This window comes from Parabacteroides sp. (assembly GCF_977054455.1).
On the sequence record NZ_CDRTCT010000024.1, the window covers coordinates 72,537 to 94,713 of the forward strand.

Consider the following 22,177-nt stretch of genomic DNA (forward strand, 5'->3'; position numbering starts at 1 on the left):
GACCGTCCACCGCCTGGCGGCAGATACCGGATAAATGATGCGGTTGATGAAAATAAAAGACAAAGAAGAAACTATTCATCGGAAAATGCATATCTTTGGACAAACGATAACTCAATTGCCATGAAACACCTCTTCTTTTTCTCTTCCTTGATCGTCTTAAGCCTGTCGGCTTGCGGCGGAAAACAAAACACAACCGCCGAAGATGAAAACGGGACGCTTGCGGCAGACACCGTCGCCGTCGAAATAATCCCGGAACTTCCGCCTTTAGAAGCCGGAGAAGTATTCTTGAAAGGGAAAGAAGCATTCCCCGAAGAGGCGGAACTGACGGGGACGCATATCGTGGAACCGGACACTTTCATCTTCAAGCCGGTCGAACCTTCTATGCTGATCAAGGACAGCCTCTTGATTATGGGCAGCATGGACGCGCCGTTCTATGCCTTCCGCTATCCGGCGTTCACCCACATGAAAACAATCGGCAAACGGGGAAACGGGCCGGATGAGTTCCTGTTGCCGGTCACCGTAGAATCTCTCGACCCGGCCTACCTTTGTTATATGCTGGACGGATATAACGGCAACCTTTACGGACTCGATCCTGATCTGAAGACGCATTTTATAAAGAAAACATTCGACCGCAAGTCAATCTGGGACTATGTCGAACATGCTTACCCGGCAGGCGAGAAAGCGATTGTCTACCAAATGGGCAGCAACATCTACCGTGTCTCTTTGGAGAACGATTCGGTTCAACGCGAAAAACTGTATAACCTGCGCCTGAAACAGGTCAAAGGCATACCGACGACGGGTGCGCTTTGCACCCATCCCGAACGAGACCGGATGGTCTTCGCCTACAAGTACACCAAGATCATCAAGTTCATGGACATGGAGGCAAAGACCGTCCGGACGCTCAACTTCGAGCAATCCGGCTTTGACGAAAAGACGCTGGCCATCCGGGACGGGCTGGATGCGAACGTCACTCATTATATGCAAGTGATGGCAACCCGGGACCATGTCTACATCACCCACTCCGGACGTACTCCTTATGTCGTGGCGGCGGAAGCCCAGAAAGGCAACAATTATATGTTTCTGGAGAAATACGACTGGAACGGCAATCCGGTCAAACGATACAAGCTGCATGACTTTTGCGTCTACAACGTCATGGACCCTAAAACCGGCACGTTGGTCATGGCAACCTATTACCACGACGACCCGTTCGTCGTCTATCATCTGGACGATTGAGCGTTCAACGCGATCCGCGCCTGCAACTCCCAGGTACGGAGACGGTCTTTGTAAGTATTATGCGCGTTCATTTTCACGATGTCGAGCGCGGCATCCGAATTGTCTTCCCAACGGCGGCAGAGGTAAAGGACGTCATAGATGCGTCCGATCCGCCAGGTACGGGAGATACGCAGCCCCAAAGCATAATCTTCTCCATAACTGGTATTCGGCAGGTTGATTGCGCGGAGCACAGGCGTATAGAATGCACGCGGAGCGCCTAAGCCGTTAATGCGGAGCGCATTGTTGCGCCCGTTTTCAGGCGTCCACTCCCGATGGTCGATGATGCCGGGCGGTATTTCGTTCAGTTTGAAATCCGTCATCCGATAGGTTCCGACCACCATCGCGCAGTTTTGCTCATAAAAAGCATCGACGATCTTCTGCAACGTGTCAGGACCGCTATACATGTCGTCGCTATCGAGCTGGACGGCAAACTTGCCACAAGCCGGATGATGTACGCCCATGTTCCAGCAGCCGCCGATCCCCAGGTCGGAACGTTCCGGCACCAAATGGATCAGACGTGCGTCAGCGACATATTTTTCGATCGCTTCGGAAGTTCCGTCTGTCGAATGGTTGTCCACAACGATCAGGTTAAAGCGGAAGGTCGTTTTCTGCGCCAGCACGGAACGGATGGCATCTTCTATCGTACGGATGCGGTTACGGACCGGGATGATAACGGAGGCTTCCTGCCCGAAACCACCAGCATCGAAAGCGATCGGTTCAAAGTCAGGGGCAAGATAACCGCCGACCCGTTTCAGGTAGGCCGTACAAACGGCTTCCATCTCGACCTGCACCGCCCGGTTCTTCGGATCGACATAATCGAACAGCTTCTCTCCGCTCTTGCGGGTATCCGGTTCCGCCTCGGTGTACAAATACTCGTTGACATGAACCAGTTCGGACAACTCCGACACACGCAGGCGAAGGTCGTACAGTCCGGCGAAACGGTAATCGGCGTCCATTGCCCGGACCGCCTGCTTCAAGACGGATGAACGGAAGAACAAAAGCGAACCGAAATCAAAATCATCACGCAGGCTTCCTCTCTGGTAGTCTATGACAGGAGCCGGGCGGCAGTGGCCGTCTTTTACCTGGTAACGATCCGCATAAAGCATTCCGGCATTCGTATCGCCGGCAATAGCCGACAGACGTTCGAAAGCGAACTGCCCCGGCTCGAAAGCCGTATATTTAGTATATAATAATGTATAGGCCGTATCTGCATGCAAAGCGATCGTCCGGATAGTGGCGGTACTGGCGGGCGAGTCGATCATCAAGATCTCACAGCCCTCGACCGCACCGGGAACCTTTTCCGTTGCCAGCAGGTAGATGTTCTTTACCCGGTCGCACTGCCTCAACGCCTTTACGGCTTGCCCGGTCTGGGGTAAAGAGAGGAACGGAATAAAACAATTTATCATTTCCATCATATAATTAATTGATACCGGAGCAAAAATAAGGATAAAATATGAGCTTTTGCCGGAAGAGAAAAGTATCTTTGTAAGTAGATCAAAAATAAAACAAATGAAACACCAGATAATACTACTTGGAAAAGACATAACTTCGGTCTATCACGGCATCAAAGAGTTCGGGGCGGATCATATCCACCTGCTCTACACGGATGCTACCGACCATATCGAAACGCCCATGTACCCGCTGTTGCCTCCTGCCATCCGGTGCAACCGTTACAAGACAGAACCTTACAACGGGAAAAGCGTGATCGAAGTTTGCCGCCAGATTCACCAAAAGTATCAGGGAGAATTCACCTATAACCTTTCCGAAGGGACGAAGGTCATGGCTTTTGCCGCTTTCACCGTCGCCAAAGAATCGGGAGCCGATGCATTCTATCTGACGCAACACGGCGAAGTCGTCCACCTCAGCCGTTTCGAGAACCATCCGTTGCATACGACGCTCAACAATGACGAGATTCTCAACCTGAGCGGGAATATCCTTACTGCTTATCACGACGTGAAGGAACTCAGCAACGAAGATGTCAAAGCCTCCATGCGCATCAAACAATTCATCGAACAGTATCCGCAGGAACACGCCCGCATCCAAAAGTTCTTCAGTATATTCTGCAAACGTCAACTCAACCGCTTGCCGGCCTCCAAAATCTTTGCCAACAACCTGCGGTTCAAACAAAGGAACGGCTCGATCCTGATCACTTTAAGGGAATATGTCTTACTCCGCCTCCATCAGGGCAATGCAACAAGGCTCTATTTCGAAGGGCGTTGGTGGGAGACGCTGGTCGCCAACCAGGTCCGCAACTGGAGCATGCAACGGGAAAACTCTCCCGAAGTATGGCGCAGCGTCATTTTCCAGACAAACGAGAAAGACACGCATCCTAAAAACGAGGTCGACGTGTTGTTGAACAACGAGCAGAAACTGATCTTTATCGAATGCAAATCCGGCAATGTCACGCAAAATGATATTTACAAGATAGATGCAGTGCGGGAAACATACGGCGGCGACATATCGCAAGCCGTACTTGCCAGTTACTATCCGGTGGAAAAAAGCCTGCAAGACAAATGCAAAGACTTGCAGATACATCTCTTCGCCCCGAACTTCCTCACCGAACGAAGCAGCCATTTAAACAAAATGCCAGCCTGGTTGGACAAGCTGGCAGATGATCTTCAGTTATAAACTGATACAAGAGGTCTTATTTTCCGGATTCGAAGATAAGGCCTTTTGTTTGTTTTCTTTCGAGAGACGACGGGACGAGCAATATGCGGCCTTCGCCTTCCGCACGTGCCGGCTGGCTCTTCAATCCGGCTATCCGCGAGAGCGCCTCGCTCAGCAACATCTCGTTGGTATCGCCAAAAGGTAATAATTCATTTCCTATGGCCAGTTCCTCGATCTTTACGTCCGGTTCAAAACCGTTTGCATAGTCGGCCTCGTGACGGGCATTATAAATGCGCAATGTAATCGGATGCAACAGCCAGCCATATTCTTCCTTCATTCCGAAAGTGTTACCGCCGACCCGTTTGCCAATCGTTTTTCCTCCTATGATCGTGATATTGCTGCGGGTCATGTAAGGGATCAGGCAGTTGATCACGGCCTCCGAAGCGGATGCGGTCACACTTCCCGTCAGCACATAAATGCGCTTCAGATCCAGGTTGGCATTTCCTAATTCGGCATTCTTTTTCAACAGCAGCGTTTCATTGCTTTTAGATTGCTTTTCGTTATGCTCCATGATGCAGAATGTCTTACCCAAAGCATCGGCCGGAGCCAAGAGAGAGGTCATCAACTGCGCACAAGTTACCAAGCCACCCTGGTTATATCGCAGGTCCAATACAAATTCGCTAACGTTCTTCGCTTTAAACTGCGCAAAAATCTGTTTCATCCGGTTGTCATACTCTTCACCTTCATCATTGGGACCGGAAGTAAAGCTGTTATACACTAAATAACCAATCTTCCTGCCATTGATCGTATAAACAGAATCTTTCAGGAAAGGTGTATCTTCCACTGCGCGGGAAGCTGCAATCGAAATAGTTTCCCTCTCATTAAAAGCGACCTCATTACCTTTCCTTTCCACATCAGCCAATAAAAAAGTGGTCTCACTTCCACTATAAAAAGCAGACGTGTTCGTCACGTTCGGAGTCTCACTGCCGACAGCGATAATCCAGTCGCCACGTTTCAATCCGGCCTCAGCAGCAGGAGAGCCGGGCAATACATATAAAACCCAGGCATAATAATAGTTACCTTTTTTATACGAGGCGAATTCAAATCCATACGAATCGGATGCCGTAACGGACTTCGTCTCCTCTTTCTTTTTCTCTATCCAGGAGAAAGTGAGCCATCCGTCTTCGTATTTTACACCATCCTGGTCAGACAACAATGATTCGAAGAACTTGTCAGGAGATTGTGAGAAGTTCAAGTTTCCTTTGTCGGGCACATCCTCATTCCATAAATAGTAATCCGTCATGATCTTATAGATCCAATCGTTCGTACCTTCGTCGGAAAGGTCCGGAACCTTATCATCCGTCGTACAGGACGGTACAAGCAAAAGGACAGCAAACAATCCCATGAGGACGGCAAACGTCGTTTTCACTAAAGCGAACTTCTGTTTCATTGTCATATCTGTATTAATTGAAAAAAATAACCGCGCAATTTCCAAACGGAAACTGCGCGGCTTTTATTGGAAAAACTTACGTTTTTTATTATTCGCCTAACAGGATTTCCAGGATCTGGACTGCAGCTTTCGCTACAGAAGTACCCGGACCGAAGATGGCAGCAACACCTGCTTTGTACAGGAAGTCATAATCCTGTGCAGGGATAACGCCACCGGCGATCACAATGATATCTTCACGTCCTAACTTCTTCAGTTCTTCGATCACCTGCGGAACCAAAGTCTTGTGTCCGGCAGCCAAAGAAGAAACACCCATTACGTGAACGTCGTTTTCTACAGCCTGGCGGGCAGCTTCGGCCGGAGTCTGGAACAACGGTCCCATATCCACGTCGAAACCACAGTCTGCATAACCTGTAGCTACAACTTTAGCACCACGGTCGTGTCCGTCCTGCCCCATCTTGGCGATCATGATACGCGGCTGGCGACCCTCTTTCTTGGCAAACTCGGCAGTCAGCTCACAAGCCTTCTGGAAGTCTGCATCTTTCTTCGTTTCTGATGAATACACGCCTGATATAGTTCTGATGATTGCTTTATAACGACCTACTACCACTTCGCAAGCATCCGAGATTTCTCCCAATGATGCACGCAAGCCGGCTGCTTTGACAGCCAGTTCCAACAAGTTACCTTTCTTCGTGCGAACGCATTCCGTGATGTCGGCCAACGCTTTCTGTACGGCTTCTTCGTCACGGTTGGCACGCAGTTCTTTCAACAGTTCGATCTGCTCGTTACGAACGGCAGTATTATCGATTTCAAGGATATCGATCGGATCTTCTTTCGGCAGACGGTATTTGTTCACACCGACGATTGTCTGGACGCCGGAGTCGATACGAGCCTGCGTACGGGCAGCAGCTTCTTCGATACGCATCTTCGGCAGACCGGTTTCGATAGCTTTCGCCATACCGCCCATGCTTTCGATTTCCTGAATCAATGCCCAACCTTTATGAACCAGTTCGTTTGTCAGAGATTCCACATAGTAAGAACCTGCCCACGGGTCGATTTCTTTACAGATCTTCGTTTCCTCCTGGATATAAATCTGAGTGTTACGGGCGATACGTGCAGAAAAGTCTGTCGGCAAAGCGATCGCTTCGTCCAATGCGTTCGTGTGCAGAGACTGCGTGTGACCTAAAGCAGCAGCCATAGCTTCAATACAAGTACGGCCTACGTTGTTGAACGGATCCTGTTCGGTCAGCGACCAACCAGAAGTCTGGCAGTGAGTACGCAAAGCTAAAGATTTCGGGTTCTTGGCACCGAAACTCTTCACGATCTTCGCCCACAACATACGTGCGGCACGCATCTTGGCGATCTCCATGAAGTGGTTCACACCGATCGCCCAGAAGAAGGACAAACGCGGAGCGAAAGCATCGATATCGATACCTGCGTTCACACCGGCACGAAGATATTCAAGACCGTCGCAAAGCGTATAAGCCATTTCGATGTCGGCTGTCGCACCTGCTTCCTGCATATGGTAGCCGGAGATGGAGATGGAATTGAACTTCGGCATCTTCTGAGAAGTATATTCGAAGATATCGGCGATGATACGCATGGAGAATTCGGGCGGGTAGATATAAGTGTTACGCACCATGAACTCTTTCAGGATATCGTTCTGGATCGTACCGGCCATTTCTTCCAACTTAGCGCCTTGTTCCAAACCGGCATTGATATAGAATGCCAATACGGGAAGAACACCGCCGTTCATTGTCATGGAAACAGACATCTTGTTCAAAGGAATACCGGCAAACAGAACTTTCATGTTTTCCAACGAACAAATAGAAACACCGGCTTTACCGACGTCACCAACCACACGTTCGTTGTCGGCATCGTAACCACGGTGTGTCGGAAGGTCGAATGCGACAGACAGACCTTTCTGGCCGGATGCCAGGTTACGACGATAGAATGCGTTGGACTCTTCAGCTGTAGAGAAACCTGCATACTGACGGATTGTCCAGGGACGCATAGCATACATACCGCTATACGGGCCACGCAGATAAGGAGGCAGACCGGAAGCATAGTTCAAGTGTTCCATACCTTCCAAGTCTTCTTTAGTATATACGGGTTTCACCTCGATGTGCTCGGGTGTTTTCCAATTGGCTTCGATGCCATTGGCTTTTGCCCATTCGGCAGCATTAGTAGCTGCAAAACCGGCATTCTTTATATCTATGTTTTTAAAATTTGGTCTCATAATTGTTTCTACTTAAGCGATTCCTAATTTTACGTTGAAAGCTTTCAATGTTTCAAGCACGTTGCTCTTTACATTTACATATTGGTCGATGCCCACTGCTTTCAGATCTTCCATGCAAGCAGGCATACCGGCTACAACAAATTCTGCTCTTCCGGCCAAAGCCTTGTAAGCAGCAGGAGCCAATTCTGCATATTCATCATCGCTTGAGCAAAGAACCACGATTTCAGCACCAGCCTCAACAGCGGCTTCAACACCGGCTTCAACCGTATCGAAACCTAAGTTATCAATAACCTTATATCCTGCACAAGCAAAGAAGTTGCTTGAGAACTGGGAACGGGCCAGGCGCATAGCCAGATTACCGATCGTCAACATGAATACTTTCGGAGTCTTGCCGCTCTTTTCCGTTGCCAGACGCAAAGCTTCAAATTCGGAAGCGCCGCGCGAGAAGTCAAGGGCCGTAACAGTAGCTTCGCCACAATCGTGACCGCCACCACAACAGCAGGAAGGAGCTTCTTTGATCTTTCCGGCAGCCACTTCGTTGAAGTTCGGGAACTGGTTGGTTCCTAACAAGATTTCACGACGGGTAGCAACCGCTTTCTTACGGGCTTCATTGGAAGCGTTAACGGCTTTCTGGATTTCTCCGGAAGCGACTTCCACACCAAAACCACCTTTGTCTTCCACTTCCAGGAACAACTTCCAAGCAACATCTGCCAAGGAGTTCGTCAAGACTTCCACATAATAAGAACCGGCAGAAGGATCGACAACCTTATCCAAATGGCATTCTTCCTTCAACAGCAACTGCTGGTTGCGGGCAATGCGTTCGGAGAAGTCGTCGGGAGTCTGATAAGTCTTATCGAACGGACGAACCGTGATCGAATCGACACCGGCAAGAGCAGCCGACATGGCTTCTGTCTGTGAACGCAACAAGTTTACGTGAGCATCATAAACAGTCATGTTCCATTCCGAAGTCTGTGCATGAACATGCATCTTGCAAGCACACTGGCAAGCAGGATTGTAAGCAGCAACGATTTCAGCCCACAACCAACGAGCTGCACGGAACTTGGCGATTTCCATGAAATAGTTGGAACTGATACCGAAATTGAATTTGATCTTCTTGGCAACTTCCGTAGCATCCTGGCCGGCTTCGGTCAGCTTAGCCAACAGTTCGTTACCCCAAGCCAATGCATATCCTAACTCCTGAGAGATATAGGCACCTGCATTGTTGAAGTAGAAGGCATTTACAGCCAATACTTTGTAACCCGGCAGAGCAGCGCCTGCTTTGAGCACAGCGGCAGCAGCTTCCACCCAGTTTTCATTTTCCTTACCTTTTACCAGAGGTTTCTTGAACGGATCGTAGTTTACAGAGCCTTTGCATTTTTCCAGGTCTGCGCCTTTGCTTTTGAAATAGTCGGCGAGAATACCGATCAGCATTTCAGCCTTGCAATTGCAAGTGTTGAAATTCAGTTCCACACATTCAGGACAAATACCGTCAAGCAGGGTAGCAATGTTTTCAGCGTTTACGTCGCTTCCCTTAACGATGAAGCCAAGAGACGTCACACCCTTATTCAGGATGTCAAGGGCTTTTTCATTAGCACCTTTGAAACAGGTGACTTCGATGTTCTGGCGCACCTTCCAATCGTTGTCCTTCTTTGTTCCGCGAACGTAAGGGAATTCACCGGGAAGAGACTCGGTTGTCTTCAAACCTTCGATGTCTTCTGCACGATAGAAAGGATTCACATTAAATCCTTCGCCTGTCTTCCAAACAAGCTTTTTCTCAAACGGAACCCCTTTCAGGTCGGCCGTAATCTTCGCCATCCACTCTTCAGTAGACACAGGTGCGAATTCTGAGAAAAGTTTTTCTTTTAATTCTGCCATAATATTAGTTATTTTAATACTGGTATTAGTAATTGTTCAATAGTATATTGTTCAATAACAGGAGGCAAAGGTAGAATAAATAAACTTGAACGCAAATGAAATACTAACGAATTTGATAGCTCTTTTAACGCCTTTTAGTGGAGACACGAAGAATTCGATACCAAAATGACAAGGGATAAACATTTTCTTCAAAAAAATTCCCCTAAATGATACATCGGAATAAAATATTTACTAATTTCGCAACGTCAAACAAAGACAATCTGGTGCATTCGTCTAGTGGTCCAGGACGCCGCCCTCTCACGGCGGAAACTCGGGTTCGACCCCCGGACGCACTACAAAAAGCTCGCAGTTTATTTGCGAGCTTTTTCTTTTTTCGGAAAATCTCTTACAAGACTTTAAAACTCTATAAAAATCATACTTCCTATAAATCATTTATCCCTTATGCTTTGTTTATATTTCACATAACATATAACATAAAATGAAGTTTATCATGAATAAAGGGACTATCGGATTAAATGCCGGAGCAATCTGCAATTTATTGTTAGATGGTGGGTGTTGGAGTTTTGAGGAGTTGAAAAAGGCAACCGCTTTAACGGAAGCTGATCTGTGGTCGGCGATCGGATGGCTGGCAAGGGAAAACAAAATCGAAATAAAAAGTGCCAGTAGCCAATTGGCTTTCTCTCCGGGAATGAATTGTTATTTCTAAACAACGGTAGGATGTTTGTAGTATCTGCCGTCATCTTCCGGACGACAGATACTGCAACATCAGGAATGAATCCCTTTATTCCGGTTTTCTGAACAATGTCGAAACGACCACGTTGTCCCCGTCATTAGGAGCCGGCTGCAAATCCAGCAAACGGGCAATTATCAGATATAAATTGACATTCGCCATAACCGGCAACTCGACATTCTGTTTGAAAGAAGGTCCTGCCGCATAGAAAATAGCCTCCATTTCCGGAGTAAAATTATCATATCCATGTGTAGCCGCAAATATAGGACGCGATTCGGGACGGAATTGCAAATACGTCCCGATATCCGGTAATACGAACAGATCGCCTATACGCGGATTCTTCCCATACACGAACTTTTCCGGAATCTCGTTCTTTCTCCACGCCGTCACATGAGGTACACGCTTCAGGATTGCATAAGCGCTATCCGTATAAGTTGGTTTCGGATAAAGCAAAGTCGGTACTCCGTCGAAGACATAATCGAAACTGTCGCGAGGCAGATAATCGTTCAGGTTCACATAATTCTCCGGATAATAAGTTGCCATGCCATGATCGGACAGGACGATAAAATCAATCCGGTCAAAGATATCCAGCCTACGGGCTTTAGCAAAGAAGTCACCTAATATACGGTCCAAATGTTCAACCGTCGAAAGGGTCGCCGCCGAATCGGGAGTTGCCCTATGCCCGATTCCGTCCGGTTCTTCCATATACCACATTATCAGATGCGGACGAACTTCCTCAGGCAGTTGCAACCAGGCAATCACCGAATCCGCCCGGTCAGAAAAAGGAACATTCTTATCGAACGGTTTCCAGATCGAAGGCTGGCGTCCCTGTATCGGATATTCGCTACCCACCCAATAGAACGAGGCGGTCCGGACACCCTGCTTTTCCGCCGTATTCCAAATCGGTTCACCACCGAAAAAAGCAGGATTAGGATTTCCCATTATATAAACGCTGTCCAGATCGGGTGCGTAAAAGAAATTGTTCACCAATCCGTGATGATCCGGATGCAAGCCTGTCGCCATACTGTAATGGTTCGGGAAAGTAACACTCGGAAAACTGGGACGAAAAGCCGCCTTCACACCTACGCGTGCCAACGAATCGAGCGTCGGCGTATGGGCTTGCGACGGGTAATCGGATCGAAAACCGTCCATAGACAAGACTACGACGTAATGTTCCTTCTTCGAATGGTCCGTACATCCGGTTATCGATAAACAGATTATCAAAAAGAGACTTACCAATATAAATGTCAAAAATCTGTACATATTAGGTTTAGAAAATATACTTAAAACCAATCTGGGCATGCCAGCGGGACAAAATATCATTCTTGGCGATCGTATTTCTCGAATTATAAGCATACGTGTTTGTATAGTTGCCATCTTCACCCTTCTTATTCCCGATTACCTGCAAAGGCATTACGTTATAGGCAGCGGTGTAGGTGGTTCCCCATTTCTTATTCAACATATTGGCAAAGTTCGTAACGTCGAATGTCACCTGAAATTTGCTGCCACGGTCTTTCAGCACGAAAATATCCTGTGCGACATGCAGATCGACCTGATTTTCCCATGGGGCCGAATTGGAGTTGCGCATGGCGTACGCTCCGCGATGTTTCTTCGCATAGCTGTCGCCTTCGATCCATTCGTTAAACTTCCGACGGTCTTCTTCCGTATTGAATTCCATCTTCTGCAGTTCGTCTTCAGTCGGGATATAAAGCAATGAGTTTCCCCCCCAGCCGTCACCGTTGTAGTCGATATAGACTGTTTTCTTTTTCTCGGCATCGTAGTAGGATTCGTTCATCGTCAGACTGTAACGCTGTCCCACGTAACCGTTATAGACGAGAGAGACGGTAGTCGCCATGAAGCCTTTGGCATAGCGGGGAGTCCGATAGCCGACAGAAACCATCACACGGTGAGGAATATCGAACATGGAATAAGCCAGACCGGGACTGTTGGAATCTACAGCATAATTATATTTCCAGTTGGAATAAGCCACAGAAGAGGTTCCGTCATACACCGATTTAGAATGTCCGAACGTATAAGACGCAACCAAATCCAAACCGAAATGAAAACTCTTTTCAAACAAGGCAGACAGAGAATAGGTATATCCCATATTCGTATTTTTCAGATTGGTAATGCTGAAATACTTCTTGTCTACGGAGTAATAAGGGGTGGCGGAAGTTTCCACACCTGGAACGGCATAGACTTTGGCATTGCTCGATAATGCCAGGTTCTCGAAATATACGTTATTGAATGTTTTGGAATAAAGCCCTTCCAAAGTCATCTTCACATCACCGGGCAAGGTACGTTCCAGTGCCAAGTTCACACGGAAAACCTGCGGATATTTAAAATCTTTGGACACCGTCACAACATCGGGAGTCGCGGGACTTCCCTTTTGGGAATTCATGGCACCGATCGGGTCATCCGCATATTGCCCCAGCGAAGGGGCGGAAGTCGAGCCGGAAGCAAAGATAGTCGTACCTTTCTGCTCAACCCCGGTATTATTATAAGCATTGGAAAGCCATACAAAAGGAACACGTCCCGTAAACAACCCCAATCCACCACGAATCAAAGTGGTCCGGCTGTCATCCGTATACCAGCGGAATCCCAGACGAGGAGAAACCATCACTTTGGCTCCAGGCATTTCTCCCACTCTTTCCTTAATATTTTTACTTGCGGCATATTCATTGAACTCATTATTGGTAGTCGGATCATTAAACAACAAAGGAATATCGAAACGCAAACCGTAAGTCAGCGAGAAATTATCGGCAACATCCCATTTGTCCTGTGCATAGAAACCGAACTGACCGGCTTTAATGATAGGTGTATAGCGATAGTTACCGCCTGTCACATCGGGATCCGTATACTTGAATACATATTTGGAAGGGCTGTCGTTCAAGAATGCGTCCATCGAACCGAACTCCCATGAGCCGGTAACAGCTTGGATAAAGAGGTTCTTCATCCGGAAGATTTCATTGTGCGTACCGAAGGTAAAGGTATGATTTCCCTTATACCAGGAGAGATTGTCCTCAAATGTGTAAATATCTTGGTCCAGAGCGTTAGCACCTGAAGAATACTCCGTACCGATGTTGACCGTCATATTGTTCGTTCCGCTATTATCGCTACCGTTAATCTTTACGTTCGGTCCCTGATAAGCCACCTGGCGTTCATCCCGGACTGTCGTAACACCTGCACGAAATTCATTATACAAAATATCGCTCAAATGAGAGTTCCACTCGGCCACAAACGAATTCGTCTTATTTTTCATCCGGTAACCGCTTCCGTTAAAGAAGTAAGTCGTACTTGACGGGCTGAAAATATCATCGTATGAGTTATTATACTGATAACGAAAAGCCAGTTTATTGTTCCTGTCGATATTCCAATCAATACGTCCTAAGAAATTAAAGGCTCTCTGATCTACATCGCGTGACCCGAAACTCTCTCGGATTCCGGTATATTCTTCATACTTATCGGCTATTTTCTGTGCCATATCGGTGGTAAAGCCTTTCTCGTCATATCCGGCATAAAAACGGGACGGGTAAGATTCCTTGCGGTTTTCGGCATTAGCAAAGAAGAACAGCTTGTCTTTGATGATCGGACCGCTCAACGTCCCACCAAAAGTTTTTGTGGACTGTTCCGTCAATTTATCCTTTATGTTATCTTTATAAGCATTGTATTTTCCGTAGAGACCTTCATTTGTAAAATAGGAATAGACCGATGCATGGTATGTGTTGTTTCCCTGTTTGGTAATTGCATTGATGCCACCTCCGGTAAAACCGCTCTGACGGACATCGAAAGGAGCTACCACCACCTGGATTTCCTGGATGGCATCCATCGAAATCGGGTTGGCGTTCGTCTGGCCGCCGTTTGTTCCCGACGGAGCCAGTCCGAAAACGTCATTGCTTACCGTACCGTCGATCTGAAAACTATTATAACGGTTGTTGGAACCGGCAAAAGTGACACCTCCATTCTTAGAAGTCATCGCCATCGGCATATTCTTCACGATATCGTAAATATTACGGTCAACCGTCGGAGTACCTTGTATTTTCGATGTAGAAAAGTTTTTGGATGCACCGATATTCGCTTTTGCATCAGCCGTAACCACCACTTCACCCAATTGTTCCGAACTGGGATACAAGGTTGCATTCTGAGTATATGTATTACCCAGTTCCAGTCTGATATCCGTAAAAATAGCCTTTTTATAACCGATATAGGAAATCTCCACTTTATAAGGCCCGCCGGTACGCATTCCCTGGATCGTATAGCGTCCATCTACATTCGTAACCGCACCATACAGCGTTCCGGACGGCTCGTGCACCACTACCACCGTAGCCCCTATCACATTCTCATTCTGATCATCGATAACTTTTCCGCTCAGTGCAGAAGTTGTCACCTGAGCCTGCACAGAAAAACCTATGCATATCAAAATAAATACAAAAAAGCAGATAACTTTTCTCATACAGAAATTTGTTTTAATAAATACCCTCTACATAATTTAACATTGCGACACAAAGATACAACCTTATAATCACGTTTTTATTACATTTCTGCATAAAATTAACGACAACTTATTAACTCTCACTCCCATTACGAAGCTCATCAGCAATATCCCGATGCTGATGAGCCAACTCTTCTTCCCCTATATGTAGAAATGCCTCAGCAAGATATTCATGGGCTGCAGCATGCTTCGGTTTCAAGTCGACAGCTTTCATAAAGTCAGAAACGGCCTCGTCATAATATTTCAGTTGGAGATAAGATTTCCCACGATTATAACGCGCTTTAAAAGAGTTAGGGTTAAGCCGCACAGCTTCATTCAGACAAGTAACCGCCTGGAAGTTGTCACCCAAATCGAGAAGAGTCACCCCTTTACGCACCCAAGCATCCACAAATTCGGGATAAAGCCTGAGCGCCTTGTCGAAAGAGCGGATAGCTGCATTCGGATCATGCGCTTTCGTGATACATTCATTCCCCATCAAATAGTATTCGTGAGCGTATTCTTTCTGGATCTCCCGCTGAGCATGTATCTCCTCCCTGAGTTTTTTGATCTGCGCCCGTTGAGTATTTATAATTTGCAATTTCATACGAAGCAACCGTTGTACCTCCGGCTTTTCCAGCTCGTTCCGTTTACTTACGGCAGCCGCAAAGGCCTCGACCGTCTCTTTTACATTACCGGATTTAAAACTATGGGCGGCGCGTGCATACAGCAATTCCGCTTCACTTTCACGCAAACTCTTTTCGATCAGCTGCCGATCATTAAACATCTGGCTAAACTGCACAATCTCTTTCCGCACAAAGATGTCATGCGGAGAAATCCGACTTTTCAATACCAACCCTTCCAGAGACGTGCAACGGCTTAAAGCGACATACGTCTGACCTCCGGCAAACACACCGCCTGTCAAATCCACCACGACACGGCTAAACGTAAGCCCCTGGCTCTTATGTACGGTGATCGCCCAGGCAAGTCGGATCGGCAACTGCTCGAAAGTCCCCACAATCTCCTCTTCGACCTTTTTCTCCTTTTCGTTGTACTTATATTTATAGTTACGCCAGGAAGTTGGCTCGACCAGATATTCCCTCCCGTCCTCCAACAGGACGTAGACATTTCCATTCTCGTCAATCCCCGACACCATACCGATCGTACCATTGACCCAACGGCGTTCATAATCATTATCGATAAAGATGACCTGAGCCTGTTCCTTGATGGACAAGTTCAATTGTGTCGGTAGAGACGATTCGGGAAAATCACCTTTGATCTTACCGTGAGAGACAAATTCTTCACCGGGCAATTCCGCCAACTTCCGTTCATTAATAAAATCCACCTGATCCCGCCGGGTGGCAAGCGTGATGTACATATCTTCATTTCGAGGTGTAAAATCGGGGAAATAGCGAGCATTCAATGTGTCCAACTCCTGTTTCCGCGCGGCATTGTTACGGATGCGGTCCAAAATATTGATAAATACCGGATCTGTCTGCCGATACACTTTCTGCAATTCAATCGGGACCAGATTTATATCCTTGAAGACACGGGCCGAAAAGAAAAACGGACTGGCATAGAAAAGACTTAATATTTCCTTCTGATCAGAAGGGACTACAGGCTCCAATTGAAAGACATCGCCGACAAACAACAACTGCTTGCCCCCGAACGGCAAACGCATATTACCGGAAAAGACACGCAAAATCCGGTCGACACAATCGATAATATCTGCCCGCGCCATCGAAATCTCATCAATAATGATCAATTCTACTTCCGAAATCAACTTCCGATGTTCTTTCCTGTATTTGAAGAACTCGAAGATACGCCCGTTCTTCAGACTCAGGTCCGGATCATCTGGCAACATCGGACGAAAAGGCAATTTAAAAAAGGAATGAAGCGTCACCCCCTCCGCATTAATCGCCGCTATCCCAGTCGGCGCCAATACGACATATTTCTTTTTTGTATGCGCGCAAATGTATTTCAGGAACGTGGATTTACCCGTTCCAGCCTTTCCGGTCAGGAAAACGGACTGGCGTGTATGGGTGATCAGTTGCAAGGCATCCTGAAACTCCTTATTATCTATATCTAATTGAAATTCCAATCGTCTAATTTTTGAGTAGACAAAGCTATAGAATATTTTATATATCTACTTATAAAAAGTTCATAATTTATTTGCAGAAGTCCGGAACTTTACCTTACTTTGTGATATCAAAATAATATCATATATAAATCATTATGAAAACACAGGAAAAGAACTTCGACGGCATTAAAATATCCGGTTTTACGGTTATATTTATCATGCTTGCTTTAACAGGGACAGCCATATATCTACTATCGTTGTCACAAATATCAAGTACCATCGCCGGTGTCATCTGCGGGATATGCGTAGTTGTCATGTCTCCCGGATTTATGATCATTCAGCCGAACAATTCACGCGTATTGACTTTTTTCGGTAGATATGTCGGAACAGTCATAAGCAACGGTTTCTATTGGGTAAATCCACTTTTCCAGAAATCGACCGTAACATTACGTATCCTTAACCTGAACATCGATCCGATCAAGGTCAACGACAAAGTAGGAAATCCGATCATGATCGGAGCCGTAGTTGTCTGGAGAATAAAAGACACCTATAAAGCCTGTTTCGATATATCTGGAAACATTCGGGAGTTTGTCCAAATACAAAGCGATGCCGCTCTTCGGCAAGTTGCAGGCATGTATGCTTACGACACAAACGAAACGATTGACAAAGTCACACTCCGCTCCGATGAAAGCGGAGAAATAACCCAACGCTTGGAAGACGAACTTAACAGCCGTCTCGCCATCGCCGGAATCGAAATCGTAGAAGCACGCATCAACTACATAGCTTACGCATCCGAAATCGCCAGTGTGATGTTGCGCCGCCAGCAAGCAGATGCCATCATCTCTGCCCGCGAACGGATCGTTGAAGGAGCCGTCAGCATGGTGCATCTGGCATTGGAAAAACTGGAAAAAGACGGCGTTGTCGAGCTGGATGAAGAACGGAAAGCAGCAATGGTCAGCAATCTGCTGGTAGTCCTTTGCGCAGACGAGTCCGCACAGCCTGTAGTCAATACAGGTACTTTATATCAGTAATTTATACAATAATATAAATATGGCCAAAAAAGAAAATGGAAATGCGACCAAAAGTTTCATATTGCGTGTGGACGCAGAAATGATGGAAGCGATTGAGACTTGGGCAGCCGATGAGTTTCGGAGCACAAACGGCCAGATACAATACATTTTGGATCAGGCCTTACGCAAGGCGGGCCGGCTCAAAAAGAAACGAAAACCAAAATCTGAAAAAGAGAATAAAGAGTAGAAAACAATAATAACGAAAACCTGTCCGGACGTTTTTTAAATATCCTTCGGTAGAAAATAGTTTTTCATCCGAAGGATATTTCTTTTTATATCGTATAAATCAGCGGCTAATAAATAACCACGCATCCTTATATTTCGGATTGGAACGGAGAGTTGCCATATAAGATTCCGCAGCTTCGCGATTATCGAATTTATCCGCATAGATACGATACTTCCCATCACGAACAACCTTACTGACATGGTTGCATTCGCTACGATCTACACCGGCAATAAATTCATCCGCCTGCGATTCCGAGGGGAAACTGGCAATTACGATATGATACATTTTTTTAGGCTGGACAATTACAGGCTTGGACACAAGTGCTTTCTTTTCCGGTACCGGAGCAGGCGCAACGTTTTTCACTTCACGCGCAATCACCTCTTCCGATGGTTCCTGCTTCATATCTGCCTCTGCCACCATGCTATCGGGCAAAACCGCTTCAGAAAAAACCGACTTTTGCCCGACCATTCCGGTAGGGACAAAACTGGCTGTATAGGTATCCTGGTTGACATCTTTCACCGGAGTGGAAACCAGCAGGAACAAAGCCAATGCGGCAGCTGAAGCCATAGCCGTACGGATAAGTTTACGACTGATCGGAATATAAAGAGTATCTTTCTTTTCTTTTTGGGATGCAAGAAGAATCTCTTCTCCCCGCTCCTCCTGCAACGGCGCGAGAGCCGGGAAATGGAAAACGGGCAAGCCATACGAAACGACACTGAACAAGTCGGTTTCACCCGGATGGAAAATCATCTGTCCCTCTTCTCCTATACTGAACGAGCCTAACACTCCAAACGACAACTTTCCATACTGTTGCAAAGAGTTCTTTATGTCCTCCACATCTTCTTCCAACATCAACTGTGCCTGACGATAGCTCACCGCATACACCTGCATATACGATTCAGGCAAAAGCCCGTCATTATGCTGCAGCGTCATATTGAAACCAATCTCTTTTCGCAAAGGACGAAACGTATGTTCCTCCACATGCTGCACGGCTGGAACAACCTGCAGAACAAAACCTCCGAACTTCGGTACAATCACACAATCATGCACCAGAAGCAAACGTTCAATATGTGTTACAATTCTAAGCATGCAACAAAGGTAAATCTTTTGTCCGAATTGCCAAAAAAATCATTCTATTTCGAGCACTTTCCAATGCGAACCGCATCCGAGTTCATTTTGTTCAGCAGTAATTAATATACTGTAGTTTCGCACCCCTCTTTCATGATCCCTGAAAGCTGTCTACGGGTCAGTAGATATTTAGTGGGGATAAAATTTTTCAAACTCAAAAGTTGTAGCGAACTTTGGGTCATGGAAAACGATTACTTGCAGATGTTGGCATAAATAGTGCTTCCTGTCCGTATACTTGATTATTTCACAGTCGTCGGTGTTAAACAGACATCGACAGAGATTCATATCAGCCTTGACGAAAAGATGAATCCGGAGTTGAGCGTGGATGTCCATTTTGAGTCCAAGGGGTTCATGGAAGCGGTAAGCGTCACAGATTTTCCCATCCGAGACCATAAGGTGATCCTGCGTATACGTCGCAGACGATGGACAGACACACGCACGGGCAAGAGTTTCAGCGTGCCTATTGATCTTGATGTCGTGGCCAAGGGCACGCGTTACTCCAAGGAATTTGGAGCTTTTTTAAAAGTCCCCCACCCACAGAGCGTGAATGAAATGAGAAGAACCCATTCGGTTACGGCATAGCCGTAACCGATCGTCTCTTATTATCCAGAAATATTCGATTTAGCGTATCTTTGTCGATGGCAAGCAAGTAAGTCAGAGTTCTAATGAATTTCAAGTTCAATTAAAAATGTGACACTGTAGGTCTGTAGAATGATTATTAGCCGATAGATGCCTTATGGAAGAGTACCTCACATTCCGAAAGACCGCAGGCTTGTCTATTGTATCTATTTATACTTATGAAAAATGGCAAAAAACGCAAAAATGATCAAGTCCCCTGATGGGAACAAACTGGCAATTGTAAATTGCCAGACGCTGCTGGTATTGATATTGCTGACACAGAAATGCAGGTATGCGTTCCGGAAGATCGAGATGGAGATAATAATCGTAGGTTCGGTAGCTTCACCAGTGAACTCAATAGGATTATCGCATGGTTGAAAGAGTGCCATATTACGACTGTAGCAATGGAAGCCACAGGAATCTATTATCTGTCACTCTTTCTAAAACTACAGGATGCTGGCATTGAAGTCATTCTGGTCAATCCGCTTGATGTTAAAAATTTATCTGGGCATAAAACTGACTCTGCCGATGCTGAATGGTTAATGTTGTTACATCGTTATGGTCTCTTAAAACCATGTTATCAACCTGGTAATACCGCCAGACAGATACGTAACCTTACACGACAACGTAATAACCTCTTACGTTCCGCGGGAAAACATATCCTGTATATGCAGAAATCTCTTGAACTGATGAATATAATGCTTTCTACTGTAATATCAGATATCACAGGATTATCAGGTAGAAGAATAATCTCTGCTATCTTGGCAGATAATCGTGCCCCGGAATATTTAGCATCACTAGCAATGTCTAATTGCAAGGCAAGCAAGGAGGAGATAGCCGCATCCCTTGAAGGGACATGGGATGCAGATCTGCTATTTACACTTAAGCAAAGCGTAGAGGCATATGATTTCTTTATTAATCAGATTACTGATTGTGATCAGGAGATTGAGAAACTGCTGAAACTATATCAAGTTCAAATGGACACAAACTCAGAGAAGTTGGTTCGTTACAAAAGAAAAAAGAATAGTCGTTCTAAGAATGCACCTGGTATAGACATTGAACTGTATGCATTTTCTGTGTGGGGTGTCAATGTCTTCGACATTCCCGGGTTGAAGGATACAGCTATCATGCAACTTATTGAAGAACTTGGACATGACTTTACAGAAAAGTTCGAAACTGCTGAAAAGTTCAGTAGTTGGTGTAACCTTGTTCCCAATAACAAGATATCAGGTGGCAAGTTACTTTCCAGCCGTATCATGAGGAAAAAAAATATTGTAGGCCAAATTTTCAGAACTGCAGCCTCTCCAATGGCACGGGATAAGTGCGAAATGGGCTATTACTATAGACGAATACGTGCTAAGAGCGGTGCATTACAGGCGAATGTGGCTACTGCTCACAAAATAGCTAAGATTTTTTATACTATGGTTAAAACCAAGAAGGCTTATGACTCTAGCAAAGTTGGACTTTGTGAAGAGAAGATCACAGAAAAGAAAATCGCCAAACTGGAACGAGCACTTGCTAAACTCAGGAATGCATCGTAAAAATAGAATTGACGCATAGGGATACATGGAAAAGCATCTTAAAGTAGAGATTCTATGGAAGACGAAGGTGGAGACGACAGCCCTGTCGATTAAGCACATAGCGCAGATGTACTACGTAAACGGCAAGTATTTCGCAGACTTATACCGCAACAGGCTGAGCGGTTACGCCGAATGGCACGAAACCGAGTTGGGGTGTGGATTCTACTTCAATGCCCCCGTACATGAGCCTCGACGAAACATGTCTGAGCAACGGAGAGGTGTGGACATTTCCACCAACAAGGAAGGCCACGGAGGGAAGGGCACATTGGCAGCGGCCATCCCCGGAAGCAAAAGCGAAGAGATCATATCCATCCTCATCGGCACAATGGGCAAGTCGGTCAGGTGGCGAGTCTAGGAGGTCACCTGCGACCTGTCACCGTCTATGATGCTCATTGCCGGAGAGGTCTTCTACAACACCCATGTGGTCAACGACCGGTTCCATGTACAACAGGTATATAATGAGGCAGTTGATGAAATCCGCATCGACATCCGTCGGCAGCTCATCGCCCAAGACAACACGCGTGACAAATCCGTTCCTCCGCCTACATACTCCACCAGCGAGACCATGCGCCCATATTCCGCCTCTGCAACATCTATGCTTAAACACAGGTTTATTACCTTGCACCATTTATTACCATGCGCCCTGACAGCTGTCTATCCTTAACAAAAAAACCGACTGTTGCTTACAGAATATGAAAAAAGGAGTCAACTCCTTTCGGACTGACTCCTTCTCTTTCTTTCAGCTTTGACTGACTTCTAAAACGGCGGCTATCTACTCTCCCACTTTTACGCAGTACCATCGACGCGGTTGGGCTTAACTTCTCTGTTCGGAATGGG

At 46.3% G+C, this 22,177-nt stretch carries 17 protein-coding genes, 1 tRNA gene and 1 rRNA gene; 10 read left to right on the forward strand and 9 right to left on the reverse strand.

The features are described from left to right. The coding region (locus ACW6QF_RS13170; protein ID WP_456088164.1) for a hypothetical protein at positions 1-1,233 on the forward strand (1,233 nt) is incomplete at its 5' end. Here the strand turns inward: ACW6QF_RS13170 and ACW6QF_RS13175 are convergent. After that, complete coding sequence (locus ACW6QF_RS13175) at positions 1,218-2,684, reverse strand: glycosyltransferase family 2 protein (protein ID WP_456088165.1); 1,467 nt, start codon at positions 2,682-2,684, stop codon at positions 1,218-1,220. The two genes, ACW6QF_RS13170 and ACW6QF_RS13175, sit on opposite strands and share 16 nt — an antisense overlap. Positions 2,685-2,781: 97 nt before the next feature. Between ACW6QF_RS13175 and ACW6QF_RS13180 the strand changes: the two genes are divergently transcribed. Further along, positions 2,782-3,900 (forward strand): Card1-like endonuclease domain-containing protein, encoded by a 1,119-nt coding sequence (locus ACW6QF_RS13180; RefSeq protein ID WP_456088166.1) that lies wholly within the window; start codon positions 2,782-2,784, stop codon positions 3,898-3,900. Between the two features lie 16 nt (positions 3,901-3,916). Here the strand turns inward: ACW6QF_RS13180 and ACW6QF_RS13185 are convergent, their stop codons facing one another. From ACW6QF_RS13185 to mutA, 3 genes are all read right to left on the reverse strand, one after another. Then, on the reverse strand, positions 3,917-5,329 hold the full coding sequence (locus tag ACW6QF_RS13185; protein ID WP_456088167.1) for a S41 family peptidase: 1,413 nt from the start codon (positions 5,327-5,329) through the stop codon (positions 3,917-3,919). An 88-nt stretch (positions 5,330-5,417) separates the two neighbouring features. Beyond that, a complete protein-coding gene (gene scpA, locus ACW6QF_RS13190; protein ID WP_456088168.1) occupies positions 5,418-7,565 on the reverse strand; it encodes a methylmalonyl-CoA mutase in 2,148 nt (715 codons plus the stop codon). Positions 7,566-7,577: 12 nt separating this feature from the next. Further along, the gene (gene mutA / locus ACW6QF_RS13195) at positions 7,578-9,440 is read right to left on the reverse strand and encodes a methylmalonyl-CoA mutase small subunit (RefSeq protein ID WP_456088169.1); all 1,863 of its coding nucleotides are present in this window, start codon (positions 9,438-9,440) and stop codon (positions 7,578-7,580) included. A 262-nt stretch (positions 9,441-9,702) separates the two neighbouring features. Between mutA and ACW6QF_RS13200 the strand changes: the two genes are divergently transcribed. After that, positions 9,703-9,775: transfer RNA gene (locus ACW6QF_RS13200), tRNA-Glu, on the forward strand. 155 nt (positions 9,776-9,930) lie between these two features. After that, complete coding sequence (locus tag ACW6QF_RS13205; RefSeq protein WP_186929045.1) at positions 9,931-10,146, forward strand: winged helix-turn-helix domain-containing protein; 216 nt, start codon at positions 9,931-9,933, stop codon at positions 10,144-10,146. 75 nt (positions 10,147-10,221) lie between these two features. Here the strand turns inward: ACW6QF_RS13205 and ACW6QF_RS13210 are convergent, their stop codons facing one another. The 3 genes from ACW6QF_RS13210 to ACW6QF_RS13220 all read right to left on the reverse strand — a co-directional run bounded on the left by ACW6QF_RS13210 (position 10,222) and on the right by ACW6QF_RS13220 (position 16,739). After that, complete coding sequence (locus tag ACW6QF_RS13210; protein WP_456088170.1) at positions 10,222-11,433, reverse strand: alkaline phosphatase family protein; 1,212 nt, start codon at positions 11,431-11,433, stop codon at positions 10,222-10,224. Between the two features lie 7 nt (positions 11,434-11,440). Next, positions 11,441-14,623, reverse strand: a complete 3,183-nt coding sequence (locus ACW6QF_RS13215) for a TonB-dependent receptor (protein WP_456088171.1) — start codon at positions 14,621-14,623, stop codon at positions 11,441-11,443. A 112-nt stretch (positions 14,624-14,735) separates the two neighbouring features. Beyond that, complete coding sequence (locus ACW6QF_RS13220) at positions 14,736-16,739, reverse strand: tetratricopeptide repeat protein (protein WP_456088172.1); 2,004 nt, start codon at positions 16,737-16,739, stop codon at positions 14,736-14,738. A gap of 134 nt (positions 16,740-16,873) precedes the next feature. Between ACW6QF_RS13220 and ACW6QF_RS13225 the strand changes: the two genes are divergently transcribed. Both ACW6QF_RS13225 and ACW6QF_RS13230 read left to right on the forward strand, forming a co-directional pair. Next, the gene (locus tag ACW6QF_RS13225) at positions 16,874-17,749 is read left to right on the forward strand and encodes an SPFH domain-containing protein (protein WP_456088173.1); all 876 of its coding nucleotides are present in this window, start codon (positions 16,874-16,876) and stop codon (positions 17,747-17,749) included. 19 nt (positions 17,750-17,768) lie between these two features. Next, on the forward strand, positions 17,769-17,975 hold the full coding sequence (locus ACW6QF_RS13230) for an Arc family DNA-binding protein (RefSeq protein ID WP_456088174.1): 207 nt from the start codon (positions 17,769-17,771) through the stop codon (positions 17,973-17,975). Positions 17,976-18,074: 99 nt separating this feature from the next. Here ACW6QF_RS13230 and ACW6QF_RS13235 read toward each other — a convergent pair whose 3' ends face one another. Continuing rightward, positions 18,075-19,103, reverse strand: a complete 1,029-nt coding sequence (locus ACW6QF_RS13235) for an HU domain-containing protein (protein ID WP_456088175.1) — start codon at positions 19,101-19,103, stop codon at positions 18,075-18,077. Positions 19,104-19,355: 252 nt separating this feature from the next. Between ACW6QF_RS13235 and ACW6QF_RS13240 the strand changes: the two genes are divergently transcribed. The 4 genes from ACW6QF_RS13240 (at position 19,356) to ACW6QF_RS13255 (ending at position 22,004) form a co-directional block, all read left to right on the forward strand. Further along, complete coding sequence (locus ACW6QF_RS13240; RefSeq protein WP_456088180.1) at positions 19,356-19,724, forward strand: ISAon1 family transposase N-terminal region protein; 369 nt, start codon at positions 19,356-19,358, stop codon at positions 19,722-19,724. 281 nt (positions 19,725-20,005) lie between these two features. Further along, a complete protein-coding gene (locus tag ACW6QF_RS13245) occupies positions 20,006-21,301 on the forward strand; it encodes an IS110 family RNA-guided transposase (RefSeq protein WP_456088176.1) in 1,296 nt (431 codons plus the stop codon). Between the two features lie 25 nt (positions 21,302-21,326). Further along, positions 21,327-21,695: a hypothetical protein gene (locus ACW6QF_RS13250; protein WP_456088177.1), complete on the forward strand. Its 369-nt coding sequence runs from the start codon at positions 21,327-21,329 to the stop codon at positions 21,693-21,695. A gap of 30 nt (positions 21,696-21,725) precedes the next feature. Continuing rightward, entirely contained in the window at positions 21,726-22,004 is a 279-nt protein-coding gene (locus ACW6QF_RS13255; RefSeq protein WP_456088181.1) for a transposase, read from the forward strand. A 95-nt stretch (positions 22,005-22,099) separates the two neighbouring features. On the opposite strand, the gene rrf is transcribed toward ACW6QF_RS13255, so the two are convergent. Next, a 5S ribosomal RNA gene (gene rrf, locus ACW6QF_RS13260) occupies positions 22,100-22,177 on the reverse strand; the annotation flags it as partial.